Annotated in this window: 17 protein-coding genes; 3 read left to right on the forward strand and 14 right to left on the reverse strand. The window is 67.2% G+C overall.

Features of this window, described 5'->3' with window-relative positions:
- Positions 1–18 precede the first annotated feature (18 nt).
- The gene (locus tag PM1_RS28480; protein WP_009615084.1) at positions 19–423 is read right to left on the reverse strand and encodes a flagellar basal body-associated protein FliL; all 405 of its coding nucleotides are present in this window, start codon (positions 421–423) and stop codon (positions 19–21) included.
- Positions 424–580: 157 nt separating this feature from the next.
- Here PM1_RS28480 and PM1_RS28485 point away from each other — a divergent pair, with 157 nt between their 5' ends.
- Entirely contained in the window at positions 581–1,561 is a 981-nt protein-coding gene (locus tag PM1_RS28485) for an NADPH:quinone oxidoreductase family protein (RefSeq protein ID WP_009615082.1), read from the forward strand.
- A gap of 438 nt (positions 1,562–1,999) precedes the next feature.
- On the opposite strand, the gene PM1_RS28490 is transcribed toward PM1_RS28485, so the two are convergent.
- The 7 genes from PM1_RS28490 to PM1_RS28520 all read right to left on the reverse strand — a co-directional run bounded on the left by PM1_RS28490 (position 2,000) and on the right by PM1_RS28520 (position 10,393).
- On the reverse strand, positions 2,000–3,523 hold the full coding sequence (locus tag PM1_RS28490; RefSeq protein ID WP_009615080.1) for a malonate--CoA ligase: 1,524 nt from the start codon (positions 3,521–3,523) through the stop codon (positions 2,000–2,002).
- Between the two features lie 8 nt (positions 3,524–3,531).
- Entirely contained in the window at positions 3,532–4,833 is a 1,302-nt protein-coding gene (locus PM1_RS28495; protein WP_009615079.1) for a malonyl-CoA decarboxylase, read from the reverse strand.
- A 23-nt stretch (positions 4,834–4,856) separates the two neighbouring features.
- A complete protein-coding gene (locus PM1_RS28500) occupies positions 4,857–6,314 on the reverse strand; it encodes an amidase (RefSeq protein ID WP_009615078.1) in 1,458 nt (485 codons plus the stop codon).
- Between the two features lie 156 nt (positions 6,315–6,470).
- On the reverse strand, positions 6,471–7,505 hold the full coding sequence (locus PM1_RS28505) for an ABC transporter substrate-binding protein (protein WP_009615077.1): 1,035 nt from the start codon (positions 7,503–7,505) through the stop codon (positions 6,471–6,473).
- Between the two features lie 26 nt (positions 7,506–7,531).
- Positions 7,532–8,338 carry an ABC transporter permease gene (locus PM1_RS28510; RefSeq protein ID WP_009615076.1) on the reverse strand — a complete coding sequence of 269 codons (807 nt, stop codon included), beginning with the start codon at positions 8,336–8,338 and terminating at the stop codon, positions 7,532–7,534.
- Positions 8,338–9,264 carry an ABC transporter permease gene (locus PM1_RS28515; RefSeq protein WP_009615075.1) on the reverse strand — a complete coding sequence of 309 codons (927 nt, stop codon included), beginning with the start codon at positions 9,262–9,264 and terminating at the stop codon, positions 8,338–8,340. Before PM1_RS28515 ends, PM1_RS28510 begins: the two co-directional genes overlap by 1 nt.
- 10 nt (positions 9,265–9,274) lie before the next feature.
- Positions 9,275–10,393, reverse strand: coding sequence for an ABC transporter ATP-binding protein (locus PM1_RS28520; RefSeq protein WP_009615074.1), 1,119 nt, complete (start codon positions 10,391–10,393; stop codon positions 9,275–9,277).
- A gap of 218 nt (positions 10,394–10,611) precedes the next feature.
- Here PM1_RS28520 and PM1_RS28525 point away from each other — a divergent pair, with 218 nt between their 5' ends.
- The gene (locus PM1_RS28525; RefSeq protein ID WP_009615073.1) at positions 10,612–11,511 is read left to right on the forward strand and encodes a LysR substrate-binding domain-containing protein; all 900 of its coding nucleotides are present in this window, start codon (positions 10,612–10,614) and stop codon (positions 11,509–11,511) included.
- A 319-nt stretch (positions 11,512–11,830) separates the two neighbouring features.
- Here the strand turns inward: PM1_RS28525 and PM1_RS28530 are convergent, their stop codons facing one another.
- From PM1_RS28530 to trxA, 4 genes are all read right to left on the reverse strand, one after another.
- A complete protein-coding gene (locus PM1_RS28530; protein WP_024128814.1) occupies positions 11,831–12,799 on the reverse strand; it encodes a CDP-6-deoxy-delta-3,4-glucoseen reductase in 969 nt (322 codons plus the stop codon).
- A gap of 141 nt (positions 12,800–12,940) precedes the next feature.
- On the reverse strand, positions 12,941–14,407 hold the full coding sequence (gene ubiD, locus PM1_RS28535; protein ID WP_009615071.1) for a 4-hydroxy-3-polyprenylbenzoate decarboxylase: 1,467 nt from the start codon (positions 14,405–14,407) through the stop codon (positions 12,941–12,943).
- A 116-nt stretch (positions 14,408–14,523) separates the two neighbouring features.
- On the reverse strand, positions 14,524–15,786 hold the full coding sequence (gene rho / locus PM1_RS28540; RefSeq protein WP_009615070.1) for a transcription termination factor Rho: 1,263 nt from the start codon (positions 15,784–15,786) through the stop codon (positions 14,524–14,526).
- 246 nt (positions 15,787–16,032) lie between these two features.
- A complete protein-coding gene (trxA, locus tag PM1_RS28545; RefSeq protein WP_009615069.1) occupies positions 16,033–16,359 on the reverse strand; it encodes a thioredoxin TrxA in 327 nt (108 codons plus the stop codon).
- 194 nt (positions 16,360–16,553) lie between these two features.
- Here trxA and ppx point away from each other — a divergent pair, with 194 nt between their 5' ends.
- Positions 16,554–18,056 carry an exopolyphosphatase gene (gene ppx, locus PM1_RS28550; protein WP_009615068.1) on the forward strand — a complete coding sequence of 501 codons (1,503 nt, stop codon included), beginning with the start codon at positions 16,554–16,556 and terminating at the stop codon, positions 18,054–18,056.
- A 926-nt stretch (positions 18,057–18,982) separates the two neighbouring features.
- On the opposite strand, the gene ppk1 is transcribed toward ppx, so the two are convergent.
- Both ppk1 and hemB read right to left on the reverse strand, forming a co-directional pair.
- Positions 18,983–21,193 carry a polyphosphate kinase 1 gene (gene ppk1, locus PM1_RS28555; protein WP_009615067.1) on the reverse strand — a complete coding sequence of 737 codons (2,211 nt, stop codon included), beginning with the start codon at positions 21,191–21,193 and terminating at the stop codon, positions 18,983–18,985.
- A 22-nt stretch (positions 21,194–21,215) separates the two neighbouring features.
- A complete protein-coding gene (gene hemB / locus PM1_RS28560) occupies positions 21,216–22,229 on the reverse strand; it encodes a porphobilinogen synthase (protein ID WP_009615065.1) in 1,014 nt (337 codons plus the stop codon).
- Between the last annotated feature and the right edge of the window lie 60 nt (positions 22,230–22,289).

Genomic DNA, 22,289 nt, shown 5'->3' on the forward strand with positions numbered 1-22,289 from the left:
CGCGAAACCTGTGCCTTGTCAGGGCTGCACGATCAGGTTGTTGAACAGCAGATCGTCCACCAGCGGCTTCCCTTCCTCTTCTTTGAGGACCGTCTGTACCTGCTTGAGCGCCTCCTGGCGCAGTTTTTCCTTGGCCTCGACGCTGCCGAGGCTCTCGTCGGTCTGCTGGGCGAACAGCATGATCAGCTGGTTGCGGATCAGCGGCTCGTGGTGCTCGACCTTCTCCTCGGCCTCCTTGCCGGTGACCTTCAGGGCGATGTCGGCCTTGTAGTACTTCAGTTTCGGGCCGCTGCCGTAGTTGCCCACCAGGGCCGGGGTGAGGTCGACGAACAGCGGTTTGTTGGCGTCTTCCGGCTTGGCCTCCTCGGAAGCCATCAGGGGGCTGAGGAACAGGGCCAGCGACAGGGCGATCAGGGCTTTCAAGGCGACTTCTCCATGCACGATGCCGGCAAGCATAGCCATACCGGGCGCGCGGCCCAAGCCCGGCGGTTATGCACGGGCATAAGCCGGGACCATACTGATTTGCCCCCCGCCCCGTCACTCCTACACTGCCGGGCATTACACGAAAGGAGTACCTCCGATGAAAGCCTTGCTGTGCAAAGCCTTCGGCCCCGCCGAAACCCTGGTGCTGGAAGAAGTCGCCAGCCCCGAGCCGAAGAAAAACGAAGTGCTGCTGGACGTCCACGCCGCCGGAGTGAACTTCCCCGACACCCTGATCATCGAGGGCAAGTACCAGTTCAAGCCGCCCTTCCCCTTCGCCCCGGGCGGCGAGGCCGCCGGCGTGGTCGCTGCGGTGGGCGAGAAGGTCAGCCACGTGAAGCCCGGCGACCGCGTCATCGCCCTGACCGGCTGGGGCAGCTTCGCCGAGCAGGTGGCGGTGGGCGCCTACAACGTGCTGCCGATCCCGGCGGGCATGGACTTCACCACCGCGGCCGCCTTCGGCATGACCTACGGCACCTCGATGCACGCGCTCAAGCAGCGCGGCAACCTGCAGCCGGGCGAAACCCTGCTGGTGCTCGGCGCCTCCGGCGGCGTGGGCCTGGCGGCGGTGGAGATCGGCAAGGCCATGGGCGCGAAAGTGATAGCCGCGGCCAGCAGCGACGCCAAGCTGGAAGTGGCCAAGGCCGCCGGCGCGGATGTGCTGGTCAACTACAGCGAAGGCAGCCTGAAGGACAAGCTCAAGGAAATCACCGGCGGCCAGGGCGTGGACGTGATCTACGACCCGGTAGGCGGCGAGCTGTTCGAGGAAGCCTTCCGCAGCATCGCCTGGAACGGCCGCCTGCTGGTGGTGGGCTTCGCCAGCGGCACCATCCCGTCGCTGCCGGCCAACCTGCCGCTGCTCAAGGGCGCCTCGCTGGTGGGCGTGTTCTGGGGCGCCTTCGCCCAGCGCCAGCCGCAGGACAATGCGGCGAACTTCCAGCAGTTGTTCCAGTGGTTTGCGGAGGGCAAGTTGAAGCCGTTGGTTTCGCAGACTTATCCGTTGGAGAAGGCTGGGGAGGCGATCGATCACCTGGGGCAGCGGCGGGCTGTTGGGAAGGTGGTGGTGCAGGTGCGCACCTGATGTGATGGTGTTTGGGGGAGAGTCCGCTCCCTCTCCCTAACCCTCTCCCTGAAGGGAGAGGGGACCGTTCGGTGTGAAGTGTTATTTCGGCGCTCGTCGGCCACGTCGGTGTTGCCGGATAGCACGAAAACCACCGACGGCACGGATAGCTCCCTCTCCCTGAAGGGAGAGGGGGCCGTTGGGCAGAGGCGGGTGTTTTGGAGTTAGCCGGTTAGCCCGGCAGGTTCCGGCTGAAACCATTACTTCTCTCGGCACGGACTAGCCCCCTCTCCCTTCAGGGAGAGGGCTGGGGAGAGGGGCTCTTCGGGATGAGCACCAAGCGCCACCGACAGACGCCCGTTCGCGAGCAAGAACTAGGCGTCCCCCTCGCTCCTACGAAAAGCCGTTATCGCGCCGGGGCCAACGGCGGATAACCGCGAACGGTTATCCGCCCTACGTTCAGGCGTACAGCTGCTTGAAGCGCTCGCGCAGCTGGTTCTTCTGCACCTTGCCCATCACGTTGCGCGGCAGCGCGTCCACGAACACCACCCGCTTGGGCTGCTTGTAGCGCGCCAGGTGACCGTCCAGGCCGGCCAGGATGTCCGCTTCGCTCGGCGCCTCGCCGGGCTTGGCCACCACCACCGCCGTCACGCCTTCGCCGAAGTCGCGGTGCGGCACGCCTATCACCGCCGATTCGGCCACGCCCGGCAGGGTGTCGATGAGTTGTTCCAGCTCCTTCGGGTACACGTTGTAGCCGCCGCTGATGATCATGTCCTTGCTGCGGCCGACGATCTGCACGTAGCCCTTGTCGTCGATGAAGCCGATGTCGCCGGTCATGAAGAAGCCGTCCGCGCGCAGTTCCTCGGCAGTCTTCTCGGGCATGCGCCAGTAGCCGCGGAACACGTTGGCGCCGCGTACTTCGATCATCCCCGGCTCGCCCTGCGGCAGCAGCTTCGCCTCTTTCTCGCCCGGGTCGGTGATGCGCAGTTCCACGCCCGGCAGCGGGAAGCCGACGGTGCCAGCGATGCGTTCGCCATTCAGCGGGTTGGAGGTGTTCATGCCGGTCTCGGTCATGCCGTAGCGTTCCAGGATCGCCACTCCGGTGCGTTCGCGGAAGGCCTTGTGCGTCTCGGCGGTGAGCGGTGCGGAGCCGGAGACGAACAGGCGCATGTGCGCCACCGCTTCGCGGGTCAGGCCGGGTTGATCGAGCAGGCGCGTGTAGAAGGTCGGCACGCCCATCAGCAGGTTCACCCGGGGCAGCAGGCGCAGCACTTCGGCGGCGTCGAACTTGTCCACGTACAGCAGCGAGCCGCCGGCCATCAGCAGGCTGTTGATGGCCACGAACAGGCCGTGGATGTGGAAGATCGGCAGCGCGTGCAGCAGCCAGTCGTCCGCCGTGATGGCCCACGCCTGGACCAGCGCGCGGGCGTTGGAGACCAGGTTGCCGTGGCTGATCATGGCGCCCTTGGAACGCCCGGTGGTGCCGGAGGTGTAGAGGATGGCGGCGAGGTCGTCGGCGCTGCGTTCGATGTCCAGGAAGCGCCCCGGCTTGCCTTCCACATGGGGCATCAGGCTACCTTCGCAACGCTGGCCGAGGCTCGCCACGCGGGCCACGCCGCATTGCTGCGCCAGCGCCCCGGCCTGTTCCTCGAAGGCCGGGGTGCAGACGAACAGCGACGGCTCGGCGTCGCCGAGGAAGTAGCTCAGCTCGTCGCTGGTGTAGCCGCTGTTCAGCGGCAGGTAGACCGCGCCGGCGCGTAGGGTGCCGAGGTAGAGCATGACCGCCTCGGGGCTCTTGTCCACCTGCACGGCGACGCGGTCGCCCGGCTGCACGCCGAGTTCCACCAGGGCGTGGGCGAACTGCGCACTGCTGCGCAGCATCTCGGCGTAGCTGTAGCCGCCGCCATCCGGGGTGCGGAGGAAGGGTTTGTTCAGGTCTTCGGGCAGGTGCTCGCCGACGGCGGCGAAAAGGCTCTGGTTCATGACGGTTCCTAGCGGCGTGGCTTGGCCGGTGGGGGGAGATGTCGCTTGACCTCGTTGGCGGCGATCACCGTGCCCTGGTTGGCGTAGGCTTCGTGGTTTTTCTCGATCTGACGCAATTCGTAGCGGTAGTTGACCATCAGCCCGGCGGCCTGGCGCAGGCCGCCGGCGGAGAGGTCGCCGCGCCAGTTCAGGCGTTCCAGGCGGGCGCCGTTGCCCAGGTGGAAGCGCGCCACCGGGTCCAGCGGCTGGCCCTGGGCGTTCTTGGCCTGCAGGAAGTATTCGGCGGCCAGCGCCAGCAGCGGCTGCTCCAGGCGCGGCGGTGACGGCGCGTCGGGCTTGAGCGCCTTCAGGCATTCGGCGACCTCGGGGCGCTCGGCCTGGCTGTCGAGCCAGCGGCGCAAGCCCGGCACCGGCGAAAGGGTGACGTACTGCTTGAGGCCCGGCACTTCGCGGGCCAGTTCCTCCACCACCTGCTTGATCAGGAAGTTGCCGAAGGAGATGCCGCGCAGGCCCTCCTGGCAGTTGCTGATGGAATAGAACACCGCGGTGTCCGGCGCTTCTGCGGCCTCGCCGGATTGTTCGAGGATTTCCGCGATGGCGGCGGGCATCTGGCGGGTCAGCGCCACCTCGACGAAGATCAGCGGCTCCTCCGGCAAGGCCGGGTGGAAGAACGCGAAGCAGCGGCGGTCGGCCGGTTGCAGGCGGCTGCGCAGGTCGTCCCAGTCCTTGATGGCGTGCACCGCCTCGTAGCGGATGATCTTTTCCAGGATCGCCGCCGGCGTCGACCAGTCGATGCGCCGCAGCACCAGGAAACCACGGTTGAACCAGGAGGCCAGCAGGTGCTGCAGGTCGTGGTCCACCGCCGCCAGTTGCGGCCGCGCCTTGAGCTCCTGCAGCAGCCGGCGGCGCATGGCGATCAGCTCGGCGGTGCCGCCAGGCGCCTGGTTGAGGCGGCGGAACAGTTCCTGGCGCGGTGGCTCGCAGGCCTCGAACAGCGCGGTGACCTGCTCGGCGCCAGGGTTCTCCAGGTAGCGCCGGCAGGCTTCGGCCAGGGCTTCGCGGGGCGGCGCGAAGTCGTCCAGCAGGTTGTCGAAGAAGGCTTTCTGCTGCTCCGCCGGGCAGTCGCGGTAGGCGCACAGCACCTGGCGCGCCAGGGCCACGCCGGAAGCCTCGCCGTGGCCGGAGAGCAGCCGGCGGCTGGCCTCCACCAGCGAGGCGGCGCTGATCGGCGCCGGCTCGCGGGATTCCAGCAGCTGGCGGCCACGTTCGCTGATGCTCTGCAGCAGTTCCTGGAAGAAGCTGACGTTCATCGAACCTCCTTCTTCGGCGCGCCTCACTGCGCCAGCAGCGGCGGCGGGCAGCGCCGATACCATTGGGTGGCCTGCTCGTAGGCATGGGCCAGTTGCAGCACGGCCATGTCGGCCTGGTGCCGACCGATGATCTGCAGGCCCATGGGCAGGCCCTGTTCATTGAAGCCTACCGGCACGTTGGCGACAGGGCAGCCGGACAGGGTGGCGGGGATCACCACTTCCATCCAGCGGTGGTAGGTGTCCATGGCGCGGCCGGCGACTTCCTTCGGCCAGTGCAGGTTCTTGTCGAAGGGGAACACCTGGGCGCTGGGCAGCAGCAGGTAGTCGTAGCGCTCGAACAGGCGCTGGATGGCGCGGTACCAGTCGCTGCGCGCCACCGTCGCCTGGTAAACATCCATGGCCGACAGGCGCAGGCCGTTCTCCACTTCCCAGTGTGCCTCCGGCTTGAGCAGTTCGCGCTTGGCCGGGTCGGCATAGGCGGCACCGAGGGAGCCGGCGACGAACCAGTGGCGCAGGGTGCGCCAGCAGTCCCACAGGCGTTCGGCGGAGAAGCCCAGCTCGCAGGATTCGACCGCGCAGCCGATGGCCTGGAAGTCGGCGAACGAGCGCTGGCACAGTTCCAGCACGCCGCGCTCCATGGCCAGGTGGCCGCCGAGGTCGCCCAGCCAGCCCAGGCGCGCGCCCTTGAAGTCGCGCTCCAGCGGGCCGGCGAAGGCCTTGCCGGATTCGGCGATGGACAGCGGCGCGCGGGCATCGCTGCCGGCCTGCACCGACAGCAGCAGGGCCACGTCGCGCACGCTGCGGCCCATGGGGCCTTCGTAGCCGAGCTGGTCGAAGAACAGGTCGGCGGCGTCGTCGAAGGGCACGCGGCCCTGGGACGGGCGGAAGCCGACGATGTTGTTGAAGGCCGCCGGGTTGCGCAGCGAGCCCATCATGTCGCTGCCGTCGGCCACCGGCACCAGTTGCATGGCCAGGGCCGCCGCGGCGCCGCCGCTGCTGCCGCCGGCGGTGCGGCTGGGGTCGTAGGCGCAGCCGGTGGCGCCGAACAGCGGGTTGTAGCTCTGCGAGCCGAGGCCGAATTCCGGGGTGTTGCTCTTGCCGATGAGGATGGCGCCGGCGGCGCGGATGCGCTCGACCATGATGCCGTCGCGCTCGGGCACGTAATCGCGGTACAACGGCGAACCCAGGGTGGTGCGGATGCCCTTGGTCAGCGACAGGTCCTTGATGGCGTGGGGCAGGCCGTGCATCCAGCCGCGGTATTCGCCACGGGCCAGCTCGGCGTCGCGCTGGTCGGCCTGGGCCAGCAGCGCCTCGGCCGGTTGCAGGCTGACCAGGGCGTTGACCGCCGGGTTGAAGCGCTCGATGTGCGCCAGGTAGTCGCCCATCACCTCGCGGCAGGAGACCTGGCGCAGGCGGATGAGCTGCGCCAGTTCATGGGCCTGGAGCTGGACTAGGGGGCTGATATTCAGGTTCTGGCTCATGTGACGCGGCCTTTCTCTGGGTTCCCGCGTTCGCGGGAATGACGGAACGATGTTTGTGCAGATGCGACTTTCGACGGGGTGAGCGAAGCCACGGCGCCTCGCGGCGCCCTGCCCCACCCCGTCACCCCCGCGAACGCGGGGGCCCAGCGCCTTCGGTCAGCGCATCAGGTTGGTCCACAGGCGGTCGGCCAGGCGGATGGCGCCTTCGCCGCAGGTCTTGCTGAAGACCACCTTGGTGCCCTCGGGGATGTGCAGCTCCGGCGCATCCTTCAGGCTCGGGTCGAGGAAGGCGTCGGTGCCCTTGATCGGGCTCTGGTGCTTGAGGAAGTTCTGGGTGATCGCCGAGTTCTCCGGCTGGCTCATGAAGGCGATGAACTGGCGGGCGGCGTCAGGATTCTTGCTGCCCTTGGGGATCACCAGGTTGTCCACCCAGGCCATCACGCCTTCCTTGGGGTAGAGGTACTTCAGGCTCGGCTTCATCTCCCGCGCGCGCAGCGACGAGCCGCCCCAGAACAGCGACATGGAGGTCTCGCCGGAAGCGAGGTTCTCGCGCACCGAGCCGGCCTTGGAGCTATAGGTCTTGACGAAGGGCTTCTGCGCCTTGAGCAGGTTCAGCACCTGCTGCACCTGTTTCGGGTCCTCGCTGCACAGCGGCACGCCCAGGTACAGGCTGGCGGTGTCCATCACCTCGTTGACCGAGTCGAGCATGTTGATCTTGCCCTGCAGCTCCTGCAGCGGCTGGAACAGCAGCGAGTAGCTGTCGGCCGGGCCCTTGTAGGCGGCGGTGTCGTAGACCACGCTGGTGGTGCCCCAGATGAAGGGCACCGAGTAGCCGCCTTCCGGGTCCCAGGTGGGCTTGCGCAGGTTGTCCTCGATGTTCGCGTAGTACGGCTGCTTGATCGGGTCGAAGCGCTCCAGCAGGTTCTCGTGGACCAGGATCGGCACGAACTGGTGCGAGGGGATGGCCACGTCGTAGCCGCTGCCGCCCTGCTTGAGCTTGGCCAGCAGGGTCTCGTTGGAATCATACGAATCCACCGTGACCTTGATGCCGGTCTGCTTCTCGAACTTCTCCAGGATCTGCGGCGAGAAGTAGCCGCTCCAGCTGATGACGTTGACCTGCCCGGCGGCGTGAGCCGCGCCGGCCAGGCTCAGCGACAGGGTGGCGGCGATGACTGCGATCGACTTGCTCATGTTGACTCCCGGTTGTGGCGTGGCGCTCAGGCTTTGGCTTTGCCGAGCAGGAAGGAAAGGCTGACGAAGAACACGGAAACCCCGAGGATCAGCGTCGACACCGCGTTGACGTCGGGCGTGACGCCCATCCGCAGCAGGCCGAAGATGAAGATCGGCAAGGTGGTGGTGCCGGCCTGGGAGACCATCATCGAGATCACGAAGTTATCCAGCGAGACGATGAAGGCCAGCATCAGCCCGGAGAAGATCCCCGGCATCAGCAGCGGCAGGGTGACCTTGCGGAAGGTCCGCCAGGGCCCGGCGTAGAGGTCGGCGGCGGCCTGCTCCAGGGACAGGTCCATGTCCTCCAGGCGGGCGCGGATCGGCAGGTAGGCGAAGGGAATGCAGAACACCGTGTGGGCGATGATCAGGTTGCCATAGCCCAGCGACACGCCGAGGCTGGAGAACAGCGCCAGGGTGGCGACGCCGACGACGATCTCCGGCAGCACCAGCGGCAGCATGATGGCGCCCATGGACAGGCGCATGCCCTTGAACCTGGCCCCGCGCGAGGTGCCCAGCGCGGCCAGGGTGGCGATGGCGGTGGCGATCATGCTGGCGCACACGGCGATCAGCAGGCTGTTGCCGGCCGCGCTGCGCAGCGCCTGGTTGGCGAAGGCGGCGCGGTACCAGTCGAGGCTGAAGCCGGTCCACACGGTGGCGGACTGGTTGGCGTTGAACGAGTAGACCACCAGCACCACGATGGGCGCGTACAGGTAGAGGTAGAACAGCAGGCTGAAGCCGCCGAAGCCGGGGAAGTCCTGCACGCCGAGACGGCGCTTGCGCAACAGACTCGGCATCACACACCTCCCCGGGCCACGCGCAGGCGCTCGGCGCGCATCGCGTAGAAGGTCAGGGCGAGCATCACCGCCGCCATCAGCACCAGCGACAGGGCGGCGCCGAAGGGCCAGTTACGCGAGTCGGCGAACTGCCGGAAGATCAGGTTGCCGAGCATCATCTTGGTGCCGCCGCCGAGCAGTTCCGGGGCGATCATCGCGCCCAGGCAGGGCACGAAGGTGAGGATGGCGCCGGCCAGGATGCCCGGCCGGGCGATCGGCAGCACCACCTTGCGCAGGGTGCGCAGGCGCCCGGCGTAGAGGTCCTGGGCGGCTTCCAGCAGACGCATGTCCATCTTCTCCAGGGTCGAGTAGATCGGCAGCACCACGAAGGGCGCGTAGGTGTAGACCAGGCCCAGCAGCACCGCGCCGTCGTTGTACAGCAGTGGCAGCGGCTGGTGGATCAGGCCCAGGCCCATGAGGCCGTTGTTGATCACCCCGGTGCCGCGCAGCAGCAGGATCCAGGCGTAGGTGCGGATCAGCAGGTTGGCCCAGAACGGCACGGTGATCAGGAAGATCAGCAGGCCGCGCCGGCGCGCCGGCTGCATGGCCAGCCAGACCGCCACCGGGAAGCCCACCAGCAGGGTGATCACGGTGGTAGCCGTGGCGATGCCCAGCGAGCGCAGGGCGATGACCAGGTAAGAGTCGGCGAAGGCCAGGCTGTCGTCCAGCTGGCGCTCGAACAGCAGCGAGACGTAGGCGTCGCTGCTGAACACGTGGTTGACGCCGCCATAGGGGTTGGCCTGCATCAGCGAGTAGGCGGCGACGATGAGGATCGGCACCACCAGGAACAGGCCGATCGCCAGCAGCGCCGGCGACACGCCGAGCAGGCCGGCCAGGGCCCGGCGCCGCTCCAGGGCGTTGCCGGGGCGTACGGTGAGAGTGGTCATGGCGGGTTCCTCAGTCCAGCAGCACGCTGGCGCTGTCGCGGTCGAACTGCAGGCCCAGGCGCTCGCCGGCGGCGAAGCGCTGGCTCTGCCCGGCGCTGTTGGGCGTGCGCACGCGCAGGCGGGTGCCGTCGGCCAGCTGCACCTGGTACTGCAGGTCGGTGCCCAGGTAGACCTGTTCGGCCAGGGTGCAGGGCGTGGCGTCCGGGGTGTCGGCGCCGACCAGGCGCAGGCGCTCGGGGCGGATCGACAGGGTCACCTCGGCGCCTTCGCGCAGGCCCTCGCGGCCCGCCGCGCGCAGCGCCTGGCCGCCGGGGATGCGGAACAGCGCCTGCTCGCCGGCCAGCTCGGCGACCTGCGCCGGGAGGAAGTTGGTCTCGCCGATGAAGTCGGCGACGAAGCGGTTGCGCGGCTGCTCGTAGATGTCCGTCGGCCGGCCGACCTGCTGCACCTCGCCATTGGCCAGCACGGCGATGCGGTCGGACATGGTCAGGGCTTCTTCCTGGTCGTGGGTGACGAAGATGAAGGTGATCCCGGTCTTGGCCTGGATCGTCTTGAGCTCCTCGCGCATGGCCTGGCGCAGCTTCAGGTCCAGGGCCGAGAGCGGCTCGTCGAGCAGCAGCACCTTGGGGTGCGGGGCCAGCGCGCGGGCCAGGGCCACACGCTGCTGCTGGCCGCCGGAGAGCTGCGTCGGGCGGCGCTCGGCGAAGCGTTCCATCTGCACCAGGGCGAGCATCTCGCGCACCCGCTCGGCGACGGCCGCCTTGCCCAGGCGCTGGCCCATGGGGTGCGACTCCAGGCCGAAGGCCAGGTTTTCGGCGATGGTCATGTGCGGGAACAGCGCGTAGTGCTGGAACACGGTGTTGACCGGGCGATCGTAGGGCGCGCGGTTGGCGATGTTCTCGCCGTAGAGGAGGATTTCCCCGGCGGTGGGGAACTCGAAGCCGGCGATCATCCGCAGCAGGGTGGTCTTGCCGCAGCCGGAGGGCCCGAGCAGGGTGAAGAATTCGTTGTCGCGGATGTCCAGGTCGACGCTCTTCAGCGCCACCGGGCCGCTGTCGGGGTCGCCGTAGACCTTGCGCACCGAACGGATGGAGACGGCGGCCGTCTGCAGGCTGTGCAGGGCACTCATGGATGTACCTCCGGTTCCCTCCCCCGCTGGCGCGGTGCGCGCGGAGGCTTGTATTTGTTGTGGCAGGAATGGGGAAAGCGCTGCAGCGTGTGCCGGTGACCGGCTGGTTTTGTGGTGAGGCTGCTGGGGTCGAGTGTGGCCAGATTGCGGTTGAGCAAAAAGCTCAATTTTCTTACATTCGATATTAAATAATTTAACAACGCACGAGACCCACCCTCATGTCACTCCCCCGCTTGCCGCCGCTCAACGCCGTGCGCGCCTTCGAAGCGGCCGCACGCCTGGGCAGCTACGTCGCCGCCTCCAGGGCGCTGCACGTCACCCAGCCGGCCATCGGCCGCCACGTGCGCCTGCTGGAGGACTGGCTGGGCGTGCAGCTCCTGGAGCGCACGCCGCGCGGGGTCAGCCTGACGCCGGCCGGGCAGCGCTACTACGCGAAGATATCCACAGCGCTGCAGCAGATCGCCGAGGCCAGCCTCGAACTGGTGCCCGGCGGCTCGGCACGCTGGCTGAAGATCCTGGTGGTGCCGGCCTTCGCCAAGCGCTGGTTGATGCCGCATCTGGAAACCCTGCGCCAGCAGCGCCCGGGGCTGAAGGTGGCGATCGAGCCGAACCCGACCTTTACCGAGGTGGACGGCAACAGCGCCGACCTGGGCATCGCCTACGGCATGCCCGGGCAGTATCCGCAGAGCCAGGCCACGCTGCTGCACCCGCAGGTATTCCCGGTGTGCTCGCCGGCCTACCTCGCCGCCCATGGCCCGCTGGACAGCGCCGAGGAGCTGGTGCGCCACGATCTGATCCACGTCCACGACGGCGAATGGTGGAACGCCTGGTTCGCCGCCAACCAACTGGACATCCGCGTCAGCCCCGACGTGCTCTACGTCAGCAACGACCACGCGCTGTCCATGGCCGAGGCCGGCGCCGGCATCGCCCTGGCCAACGACGTGCTGGTGCGCAAGGAGCTGGAATCCGGCGCGCTGGTGCGGCCGCTTCCCAATCAGGTGCGCCTGGAAAGCTACCAGCTGCTGATCCCGCCGGGGCCGAGCAGCGCCGATATCGAGTGGTTCGGCGATTGGCTGGCGCAAACCCTTGCGGCGGAGTTTCCTTCGGCGTTGCCGTAGGTTGGATTGAGCGAAACGATACCGGAGCAACCGTCTTGCCGACTGCGCCGGGGCGCTCTTCGTAGGATGGGTTGAGCCTGCGAAACCCATGCTGCCATGGCGATGGGTATCGCTTCGCTCAACGCCATCCTACGACGGTATTTCCCTGAGGACCGCGCCGAGGTGTTTTTGTAGGAGCGGAGCTTCTCCGCGATAGCCATAACCACCGGCGCGATTCGCGGATGAGATCCGCTCCTACGGATTGCCCCAGCACCGTGCCCCCTGTAGGAGCGCGCCCTGCGCGCGAATCGCGGGCAGGGCCCGCTTACAGGGGTGTGTCTTAATCCCGTGGCGCGTAGGCGAAGACGTCGGCGCGCATCTGGTGGGCGTCCATGCCGGCGGCCACCAGGGCGTCGAGGGTGGCGTAGACCATCGCCGGCGAGCCGCTGGCGTAGACGGTCAGGCTGCCCAGGTCGGGGAAGTCCTCGCACACCGCCTCGTGCAGCAGGCCGCAGCGGCCCTGCCAGCCGCACAGGTCGCTGACCACCTTGTGCAGGTGCAGGTTGGCCAGGCCCTTCCATTCGTCCCAGTGCGGCAGCGCGTAGAAGTCCTCGGGCCGGCGCACGCCCCAGTACAGGTGCACCGGGTGGGCGAAGCCCTGGGCGCGGCAGTGCTCGATCAGGCTGTGCATCTGCGCCATGCCGGTGCCCGCGGCGATCAGCACCAGCGGGCCTTCGGGCAGCTCGGCCAGGTGGGCGTCGCCGAAGGGCAGCTGCACGCGGGCGATGCGCTCGCGCTGCAGTTGGCCAAGCAGTTCGATGGCGCTGTTCTCCCGCGCCAGGATGTGCAGCTCCAGGTCGCGCCCCTCGTGGGGCGCCGAGGCCAGGGAGAAGGCCGAGTGGTTGCCGTCCTCGCGCTCGATCAGCAGGTATTGCCCGGCGTGGTAGCGCGGCGGCTTGCCGGCCGGGGCGCGCAGGCGCACGCGCCAGACGTCGCCGCCCACCGCTTCGCACAGCGTCAATTGGCAGGCCAGCTTGCGCAGCGGCAGTTCGCCCGGGGCGAGCACGCCGTCCCAGTGCAGCACGCAGTCTTCCAGGGGCTCGGCCAGGCAGGTGAAGAGTTCTCCATGGTCGCGCACCTCGCCGTCCTGGCGCACGCTGCCCTCCACCAGCAGCGCGGCGCAGACGTGGCAGTTGCCGTTGCGGCAGCTCTGCGGGCAGTCGTAGCCCAGGCGCCGCGCGCCGTCGAGGATGCGTTCGCCGGGGCGCAGTTCAAGCTGGGCGCCGGAGGGTTGCAAGGTCACTCTCAAATGATCGATCTCTTTTTTCTATAGCTTGGAGAGCTGGAAGCTGGAAGCCAGAAGCTGGAAGTAAAAACCGCGTCTAGCTTCTAGCTTCTAGCTTCTAGCTTCTAGCTTCTAGCTTCTAGCTTCTAGCTTCTAGCTTCCAGCTCAATCTATCCCCAGACTGGCCCACAGCTCATCGACGCGACGGCTCACCGCCTCGTCCTTGACGATGGCGCGGCCCCATTCGCGGCTGGTCTCGCCGGGCCACTTGTGGGTGGCGTCCAGGCCCATCTTCGAGCCCAGGCCGGAGATCGGCGAGGCGAAGTCGAGGTAGTCGATCGGCGTGTTGTCGATCATCACCGTGTCGCGCTTGGGGTCCATGCGCGTGGTTATCGCCCAGATCACGTCGTTCCAGTCCCGCGCGTTGATGTCATCGTCCGTGACTATGACGAACTTGGTGTACATGAACTGTCGCAGGAACGACCACACACCCAGCATGACGCGCTTGGCGTGGCCGGGGTACTGCTTCTTCATGGTCACCACCGCCATGCGGTACGAGCAGCCCTCGGGCGGCAGGTAGAAGTCGGTGATCTCCGGGAACTGCTTCTGCAGGATCGGCACGAAGACTTCGTTCAGCGCCACCCCGAGGATCGCCGGCTCGTCCGGCGGGCGGCCGGTGTAGGTGCTGTGGTAGATCGGCTTCTGGCGGCGGGTGATGCGCTCGACGGTGAACACCGGGAAGCGGTCCACCTCGTTGTAGTAGCCGGTGTGGTCGCCGTAGGGGCCTTCGTCGGCCATCTCGCCGGGGTGGATCACCCCTTCCAGGACGATCTCGGCGCTGGCCGGCACCTGCAGGTCGCTGCCGATGCACTTCACCAGTTCGGTGCGGTGGCCGCGCAGCAGCCCGGCGAAGGCGTATTCGGAGAGGGTGTCGGGCACCGGCGTCACGGCGCCGAGGATGGTCGCCGGGTCCGCGCCCAGGGCCACGGCCACCGGGTAGGGCTGGTCCGGGTGCTTCTGGCACCACTCGCGGTAGTCCAGGGCGCCGCCGCGGTGGCTGAGCCAGCGCATGATGACCTTGTTGCGGCCGATCACCTGCTGGCGGTAGATGCCCAGGTTCTGCCGTTCCTTGTTCGGCCCGCGGGTGACGGTCAGGCCCCAGGTGATCAGCGGCGCGACGTCGCCGGGCCAGCAGGTCTGCACCGGCAGCCTGCCCAGGTCGACCGCCTCGCCCTCTTCGATGACTTCCTGACAGGGCGCGTCCTTGAGCACCTTGGGCGCCATGCTGATGACCTTCCTGAAGATCGGCAGCTTGCTCCAGGCGTCCTTCAGGCCCTTGGGCGGCTCCGGCTCCTTGAGGAAGGCCAGCAGCTTGCCGATCTCGCGCAGTTCGGAGACGTCCTCGGCGCCCATGCCCAGGGCCACGCGCTCGGGGGTGCCGAACAGGTTGCCGAGCACGGGCACGTCGAAGCCGGTGGGTTTCTCGAACAGCAGGGCCGGGCCCTTGGCCCGCAGGGTGCGGTCGCACACCTCGGTCATTTCCAGCACCGGGGACACCGGCACCTGGATGCGCTTGAGCTGGCCGCGCTGCTCCAGGGCGGCGATGAACTCGCGCAGGTCGCGATACTGCATGGAAGTCTCGATGGCGTAGGCGAAGATGCGACAGTTTAGCCTTTAACACCACTTCGCAGAAACACGAAGGCCGGGTTTCCCCGGCCTCGTGGCTTGCAGCGATCAACCAGCGGCGCTTACTTGCTGCGCTTCATCGAGTCGAAGAACTCGTCGTTGGTCTTGGTCTGCTTGAGCTTGTCCAGCAGGAACTCGACGGCGGCGATCTCGTCCATCGGGTGCAGGATCTTGCGCAGGATCCACATGCGCTGCAGCTCTTCCTCGCCGGTCAGCAGCTCTTCGCGGCGGGTGCCCGAGCGGTTGATGTTGATCGCCGGGAACACGCGCTTCTCGGAGATGCGGCGGTCGAGGATGAGTTCCGAGTTGCCGGTACCCTTGAATTCCTCGTAGATCACCTCGTCCATCTTCGAGCCGGTCTCGATCAGCGCGGTGGCGAGGATGGTCAGCGAGCCGCCTTCCTCGATGTTGCGCGCGGCGCCGAAGAAGCGCTTGGGCTTCTCCAGGGCGTGGGCGTCGACACCACCGGTGAGCACCTTGCCGGAGCTGGGGATCACGGTGTTGTAGGCACGCGCCAGGCGGGTGATGGAGTCGAGCAGGATGATCACGTCCTTCTTGTGCTCGACCAGGCGCTTGGCCTTCTCGATCACCATCTCGGCGACCTGCACGTGGCGGGTCGGCGGCTCGTCGAAGGTGGAGGCGACCACTTCGCCGCGCACGGTGCGCTGCATCTCGGTCACTTCTTCCGGGCGCTCGTCGATCAGCAGGACGATCAGGTGGCACTCGGGATTGTTGCGGGCAATGTTCGCCGCGATGTTCTGCAGCATGATGGTCTTGCCCGCTTTCGGCGGTGCGACGATCAGGCCGCGCTGACCCTTGCCGATCGGCGAGCAGAGGTCGATCACCCGGCCGGTGAGGTCCTCGGTGGAGCCGTTGCCGGCTTCCATGGTCAGGCGCTTGGTCGGGAACAGCGGCGTCAGGTTCTCGAACAGGATCTTGTTCTTCGCGTTCTCCGGACGATCGAAGTTGATCGAGTCGACCTTGAGCAGGGCGAAGTAGCGCTCACCTTCCTTCGGCGGGCGAATCTTGCCGACGATGGTGTCCCCGGTGCGCAGGTTGAAGCGGCGGATCTGGCTGGGCGAGACGTAGATGTCGTCCGGGCCGGCCAGGTACGAGGAGTCGGCGGAGCGCAGGAAGCCGAAGCCGTCCTGGAGAATCTCCAGCACGCCGTCACCGGAGATTTCCTCGCCGCTCTTCGCGTGCTTCTTCAGCAGCGCGAAGATGATGTCCTGCTTGCGCGAACGGGCCATGTTTTCCAGGCCCATGGCATCGGACATTTCCAGCAATTCGGTAATCGGCTTTTGCTTGAGTTCGGTCAGATTCATAAGAAGGAGGTGTTAGATAGATATGAGGAAAGGGGAAACAAGCATGTGAGCTCGTTAATGCCGTGCCGCAGAGTGACGACAGGATCGCTTGGAAATTCGAATAGGAAGTGCGTCGGCGACGGCTTGCAGGGGACAACGTAAAACAACGTTGCAGGCCCGAATGTAACACCCGCGCCAAGGGGCGTCTAGGGGACGGAATGAAAAAAGCCCCGCGTCGTGCGGGGCTTTTCCGGGGGCTGTCTCGATTCAGATGTTGCTGTCGAGGAAGGCCGCCAGTTGCGACTTGGACAGGGCGCCGACCTTGGTGGCCTCGACGTTGCCGCCCTTGAACAGCATCAGCGTCGGGATACCGCGCACGCCGTATTTCGGCGGGGTTTCCTGGTTCTCGTCGATGTTCAGCTTGCAGACTTTCAGCTTGCCCTGATAGTCCTTGGCGATCTCGTCCAGTACCGGCGCGATCATCTTGCACGGACCGCACCACTCGGCCCAGTAGTCCACCAGCACAGGACCATCGGCCTTCAGCACGTCCTGCTCGAAGCTGGCATCGGTAACGCTGACGATATGTTCGCTCATGAAATCTCTCCGTGGGAATCGGATGCGAAAAAAAGTGGGCCCATCATAGCCCGCCTTGGCCGCCTTCCGAAAGGCGCAGGCGATTGAGTGTCGCTATCGCCGGCCCCGGCGAAACCGATCGACGGCCCGGCGTTCGTTGGCACCGGAGGGCTATCGTGGCAGGATGGCGGGGTTAACAAACGGACCTTCGCACCATGCCCCATACCCCCGCCAAGACCTTCCCGCTGATCGCCGCCCTGGACCTGGGTTCCAACAGCTTCCACATGGTCTTGGCCAAGGCCGATCATGGCGAGATCCGCATCCTCGAGCGGCTCGGCGAGAAGGTCCAGCTGGCCGCCGGCATCGGCGAGGACCGCCTGCTCAACGAAGAGGCCATGCAGCGCGGTCTGGACTGCCTGCGGCGCTTCGCCCAGCTGATCAACGGCATGCCGCCGGGCTCGGTGCGGGTGGTCGGCACCAACGCCCTGCGCGAGGCGCGCAACCGCAACGAATTCACCCGCCGCGCCGAGGAAATCCTCGGCCATCCGGTGGAAGTCATCTCCGGCCGCGAGGAAGCGCGCCTGATCTACCTGGGCGTCTCGCACACCCTGCCGGACACCACCGGGCGCCGCCTGGTGGCCGACATCGGCGGCGGCAGCACCGAGTTCATCATCGGCCAGCGCTTCGAGTCGCAGCTGCGCGAGAGCCTGCAGATGGGCTGCGTCAGCTACACCCAGCGCTACTTCAAGGACGGCAAGATCACCCCGGCCCGCTACGCCCAGGCCTACACCTCGGCGCGCCTGGAACTGATGGGCATCGAGAACAGCCTGCGCCGCCTGGGCTGGGACGAGGCCCTCGGCGCCTCCGGCACCATCCGCGCGGTGTGCCTGGCGATCCAGGCCGGCGGCCACGGCAACGGCGAGATCAACCCCGACGGCCTGGCCTGGCTCAAGCGCAAGGTGCTCAAGCTGGGCGACGTGGACAAGCTCGACCTGGACGGCATCAAGCCGGACCGCCGGCCGATCTTCCCGGCCGGCCTGGCCATCGTCGAAGCGCTGTTCGACGCGCTGGAACTCAAGCAGATGCAGCACTCCGAAGGCGCCCTGCGCGAAGGCGTGCTCTACGACCTGCTCGGCCGCCATCACCATGAAGACGTGCGCGAGCGCACCATCAGCGCGCTGATCGAGCGCTACCACGTCGACCTCGACCAGGCCGCCCGCGTCGAGGCCAAGGCCCTCCAGGCGCTGGAGCAGGTGGCCGAGCCCTGGAGCCTGCAGGACGACTGGCACCGCGAGTTGCTCGGCTGGGCCGCGCGCACTCACGAGCTGGGCCTGGACATCGCCCACTACCACTACCACAAGCACGGCGCCTACCTGATCGAGCACTCGGACCTGGCCGGCTTCTCCCGCGAGGACCAGCAGGTGCTGGCGCTGCTGGTGCGCGGCCACCGCCGCAACATCCCGGCGGACCGCTTCGCCGAGCTGGGCCCGGAGGGCGACAAGCTGATCCGCCTGTGCATCGTGCTGCGCTTCGCCATCCTCTTCCACCACATCCGCGGCACCCAGGAAATGCCGGACGTCACCCTCAAGGTGGGTTCGAAGAGCCTGGAAGTGCGCTTCCCCAAGGGTTGGCTGGAAGCCAACCCGCTGACCCAGGCCGACTTCGAACAGGAAGCCGGCTGGCTGCAGCGCGTGGGGTACCAGTTGAGCGTGAGCTGAGGGAGCCGACTGCGCCGAGGCGCTCTTCGTAGGATGGGTTGAGCCTGCGAAACCCATGCGGTGCTTGGTGATGGGTATCGCTTCGCTCAACCCATCCTACGACAGCCACGGCCCCACCATTCCCCTGCGCGCGAATCGCGGGCAGGGCCCGCTCCTACAAGAAGCCGCACCAACCTCGACCGTAGGAGCGGAGCTTCTCCGCGATAGCCGGAACCCCCGGCGCGATTCGCGGATGAGATCCGCTCCTACGCTGCCCCACCCACGCCATTCCCCTGTAGGAGCGCGCCCTGCGCGCGAATCGCGGGCAGGGCCCGCTACAGGTTGTGGGGAAGCACGGTATTCCTCCCCCCGTAGAAGCGGACCTTGTCCGCGATAGCCGGATGCCCCGGCGCGGATCGCGGATGAGATCCGCTCCTACGCCGCCCCACCCACGCCATTCCCATGTAGGAGCGCGCCCTGCGCGCGATTTCGCGGGCAGGGCCCGCTTCTACAAGAAGCCGCACCAACCTCGACCGTAGGAGCGGAGCTTCTCCGCGATAGCCGCAACCCCCGGCGCGATTCGCGGATGAGATCCGCTCCTACGCTGCCCCACCCACGCCATTCCCCTGTAGGAGCGCGCCCTGCGCGCGAATCGCGGGCAGGGCCCGCTTACAAGAAGCCGTGCCAACCTGGACCGTAGGAGCGGAGCTTCTCCGCGATAGCCGGCCCCCCCGGCGCGGTTCGCGGATGAGATCCGCTCCTACGCTGCCCCACCCACGCCATTCCCCTGTAGGAGCGGAGCTTCTCCGCGATAGCCGGAACCCCCGGCGCGATTCGCGGATGAGATCCGCTACGCTGCCCCACCCACGCCATTCCCCTGTAGGAGCGATGAGCCCATGAAAAAGCCCCGGCGCTTGCGCGGCGGGGCTTTTCGGGACCAGGGCCGGTCAGCGTCCGTTGATCACCGGCGTGCACAGGCGCTCCAGCAGCATGGCCTGGGCGTTGCGCGGGTTCTGGTTGCCGGTGGGGTTCAGGCGCTGGTAGCTGCCGTCGGCCTGCAGCACCCAGGCCTGGGTGTTGTCGGCCAGATACAGTTCCAGCTCCTTCTTCACCCGCTGCACCAGCTTCTTGCCTTCCACCGGGAAGCAGGTCTCCACGCGCATGTCGAGGTTGCGCTCCATCCAGTCGGCGCTGGAGAGGTAGAGCTTCTCGTCGCCGCCGTTGAGGAAGTAGTAGATGCGGCTGTGCTCGAGGAAGCGGCCGATGATCGAGCGCACCTGGATGTTGTGCGACACCCCCGGCACGCCCGGGCGCAGGCAGCACATGCCGCGCACCACCAGGTCGATCTTCACCCCCGCCTGGCTGGCCTTGTACAGCGCGCGGATGACCTTCGGGTCGGTCAGCGAGTTGACCTTGGCCATGATGTGCGCCGGCTTGCCTTCGGCGGCCTGGGCCGCCTCGCGGTTGATCATCTCCAGCAGGTTCTTCTTCAGCGTGAAGGGCGCGTGCAGCAGCTTCTTCATGCGCAGCGTCTTGCCCATGCCGATCAGTTGGTTGAACAGCTTGTGCAGGTCCTCGCACAGCGCCACGTCGGCGGTGAGCAGGCTGTAGTCGGTGTACAGGCGGGCGTTGCCGGCGTGGTAGTTGCCGGTGCCCAGGTGCGCGTAGCGGCGCAGCTCGCCGTCCTCGCGGCGGAGGATGAGCATCATCTTGGCGTGGGTCTTGAAGCCGACCACGCCGTAGATCACCACCGCGCCGGCCTGCTGCAGGCGGCTGGCCAGCTGCAGGTTGGACTCCTCGTCGAAGCGCGCGCGCAGCTCGATCACCGCGGTGACCTCCTTGCCGTTGCGCGCCGCTTCCACCAGGGCGTCGACGATTTCCGAGTTGGCGCCGGAGCGGTACAGGGTCTGCTTGATGGCCAGCACGTTCGGGTCCTTGGCCGCCTGGCGCAGCAGGTCCACCACCGGGGTGAAGGACTCGAAGGGGTGCATCAGCAGCACGTCCAGCTTGGCCAGCACGCCGAACATGTTCTCCTTCTTCTGCAGCAGCTTCGGAATGGTCGGGGTGAACGGCGGGTACTGCAGCTCCGGATGGCTGGCCAGGCCGGTGACGCTGAACAGGCGGGTCAGGTTGACCGGGCCGCTGACCTTGTACAGCTCGCTCTCGGCCAGGCCGAACTGCTTGAGCAGGTAGTTGGACAGGTGCGCCGGGCAGGTGTCCACCACCTCCAGGCGCACGGCGTCGCCGTAGCGCCGCGAGAACAGCTCGCCGCGCAGCGCGCGGGCCAGGTCCTCGACGTCCTCGGCGTCCACCGAGAGGTCGGCGTTACGCGTCAGGCGGAACTGGTAGCAGCCCTTGACCTTCATGCCGGAGAACAGGTCGTCGGCGTGGGCGTGGATCATCGAGGAGAGGAACACGTAGTTGTCGCCCTCCCCGGCCACGTCCTCGGGCAGGCGGATGATCCGCGGCAGCGAGCGCGGCGCCGGGATGATCGCAAGGCCGGAGTCGCGGCCGAAGGCGTCCATCCCCTCCAGCTCGACCACGAAGTTCAGGCTCTTGTTCACCAGCAGCGGGAACGGGTGGGTCGGGTCGAGGCCGATGGGGGTGATGATCGGGGCGATCTCGTCGCGGAAGAAGCGCCGCACCCAGGCCTTGATCTTCGGCGTCCAGTAGCGCCGGCGGATGAAGCGCACGCCGTGCTTGGCCAGCTCCGGCAGCAGGATGTCGTTGAGGATGGCGTACTGGCGGCCGACCTGCTCGTGCACCTGCTCGCTGATCCGCGCCAGGGCCTGGTGCGGCAGCAGGCCGTCGGCGCCGGCCTGCTCGCGGGCGAAGGTGATCTGCTTCTTCAGGCCGGCGACGCGGATCTCGAAGAACTCGTCGAGGTTGCTGGAGAAGATCAGCAGGAACTTCAAACGCTCGAGCAGCGGGTAGGACTCGTCCAGCGCCTGCTCCAGCACGCGGATGTTGAACTGCAGCTGCGACAGCTCGCGATGAATGTAGAGGGCGCTGTCGTCGACGTTCACCGCCACCGCCGGGGCGGCGGGCGCCTCCACGGGGGGTTCGGCGACCACGGGGACCTCGACGGTCTCCAGGGTCTCGCTGACAGTCACTTCGGTTTCGATCAGGTCGGTAGCGTTCTGGCCTTCGGTATTCATCGCAAGTCTCGTCGCGGGGGCGTCAGCGCCCCCTTTTCAGTTGTTCTGCCGCACGTTTGGCGAAGTAGGTCAGGATGCCATCGGCGCCGGCGCGCTTGAAGGCCAGCAGCGATTCGAGAATCACCGCCTCGCTGAGCCAGCCATTCTCGATGGCCGCCATGTGCATCGCGTATTCGCCGCTGACCTGGTAGACGAAGGTCGGCGCGCGGAATTCGTCCTTGGCCCGGCGGACGATGTCCAGGTAGGGCATGCCCGGCTTGACCATGATCATGTCGGCGCCTTCGGCGAGGTCGGCGGCGATCTCGTGCAGCGCCTCGTCGCTGTTGCCCGGGTCCATCTGGTAGGTGGCCTTGCTGCCCTTGCCGAGGTTGGCGGCGGAGCCGACCGCGTCGCGGAATGGGCCGTAGTAGGCGCTGGCGTACTTGGCCGAGTAGGCCATGATCCGGGTGTTGATGTGCCCGGTGGATTCCAGCGCCTCGCGGATGGCGCCGATGCGGCCGTCCATCATGTCCGAGGGAGCCACCACCTGGGCGCCGGCCTCGGCGTGGGACAGCGCCTGCTTGACCAGTACGTCCACCGACTCGTCGTTCATCACGTAGCCGTTCTCGTCGAGGATGCCGTCCTGGCCGTGGATGGTGAACGGGTCCAGGGCCACGTCGGTGATGATGCCCAGCTCCGGGAAGCGCTCGCGCAGGGCGCGGGTGGCGCGCTGGGCGATGCCCTCGGGGTTGTAGGCCTCGGCGCCGTCGAGGGACTTCTTCTCCAGCGGCGTGACCGGGAACAGCGCCAGCGCCGGGATGCCCAGTTCCACCAGTTGCTCGGCTTCCTGCAGCAGCAGGTCGATGGACAGGCGCTCGACGCCCGGCATCGAGGCGATGGCCTCGCGCTGGTTCTTGCCGTCGAGGACGAACACCGGAAGGATGAGGTCGTCGACGCTCAGCACGTTCTCGCGCACCAGGCGACGGGAGAACTCGTCGCGGCGGTTGCGGCGCAGGCGGGTGAAGGGGAAGGCGCGTTCGGCGGAAATGAAGCTCACGGCGTACTCCAGGGCCCTGACGACAGGCACAGTGTGACAGTTATAGTCGGGGATTATGAC

The sequence above is a fragment of the Pseudomonas sp. M1 genome, from assembly GCF_022760135.1.
Classification (GTDB): domain Bacteria; phylum Pseudomonadota; class Gammaproteobacteria; order Pseudomonadales; family Pseudomonadaceae; genus Pseudomonas; species Pseudomonas citronellolis.

Bases quoted from the DNA above. Each gene is read 5' to 3' on its own strand.
- PM1_RS28485 (WP_009615082.1), top strand. From the start codon at position 581: ATGAAAGCCTTGCTGTGCAAAGCCTTCGGCCCCGCCGAAACCCTGGTG.
- PM1_RS28490 (WP_009615080.1), bottom strand. From the start codon at position 3,523: ATGAACCAGAGCCTTTTCGCCGCCGTCGGCGAGCACCTGCCCGAAGAC.
- PM1_RS28495 (WP_009615079.1), bottom strand. From the start codon at position 4,833: ATGAACGTCAGCTTCTTCCAGGAACTGCTGCAGAGCATCAGCGAACGT.
- PM1_RS28500 (WP_009615078.1), bottom strand. From the start codon at position 6,314: ATGAGCCAGAACCTGAATATCAGCCCCCTAGTCCAGCTCCAGGCCCAT.
- PM1_RS28505 (WP_009615077.1), bottom strand. From the start codon at position 7,505: ATGAGCAAGTCGATCGCAGTCATCGCCGCCACCCTGTCGCTGAGCCTG.
- PM1_RS28510 (WP_009615076.1), bottom strand. From the start codon at position 8,338: ATGCCGAGTCTGTTGCGCAAGCGCCGTCTCGGCGTGCAGGACTTCCCC.
- PM1_RS28515 (WP_009615075.1), bottom strand. From the start codon at position 9,264: ATGACCACTCTCACCGTACGCCCCGGCAACGCCCTGGAGCGGCGCCGG.
- PM1_RS28520 (WP_009615074.1), bottom strand. From the start codon at position 10,393: ATGAGTGCCCTGCACAGCCTGCAGACGGCCGCCGTCTCCATCCGTTCG.
- PM1_RS28525 (WP_009615073.1), top strand. From the start codon at position 10,612: ATGTCACTCCCCCGCTTGCCGCCGCTCAACGCCGTGCGCGCCTTCGAA.
- ubiD (WP_009615071.1), bottom strand. From the start codon at position 14,407: ATGCAGTATCGCGACCTGCGCGAGTTCATCGCCGCCCTGGAGCAGCGC.
- rho (WP_009615070.1), bottom strand. From the start codon at position 15,786: ATGAATCTGACCGAACTCAAGCAAAAGCCGATTACCGAATTGCTGGAA.
- trxA (WP_009615069.1), bottom strand. From the start codon at position 16,359: ATGAGCGAACATATCGTCAGCGTTACCGATGCCAGCTTCGAGCAGGAC.
- ppx (WP_009615068.1), top strand. From the start codon at position 16,554: ATGCCCCATACCCCCGCCAAGACCTTCCCGCTGATCGCCGCCCTGGAC.
- ppk1 (WP_009615067.1), bottom strand. From the start codon at position 21,193: ATGAATACCGAAGGCCAGAACGCTACCGACCTGATCGAAACCGAAGTG.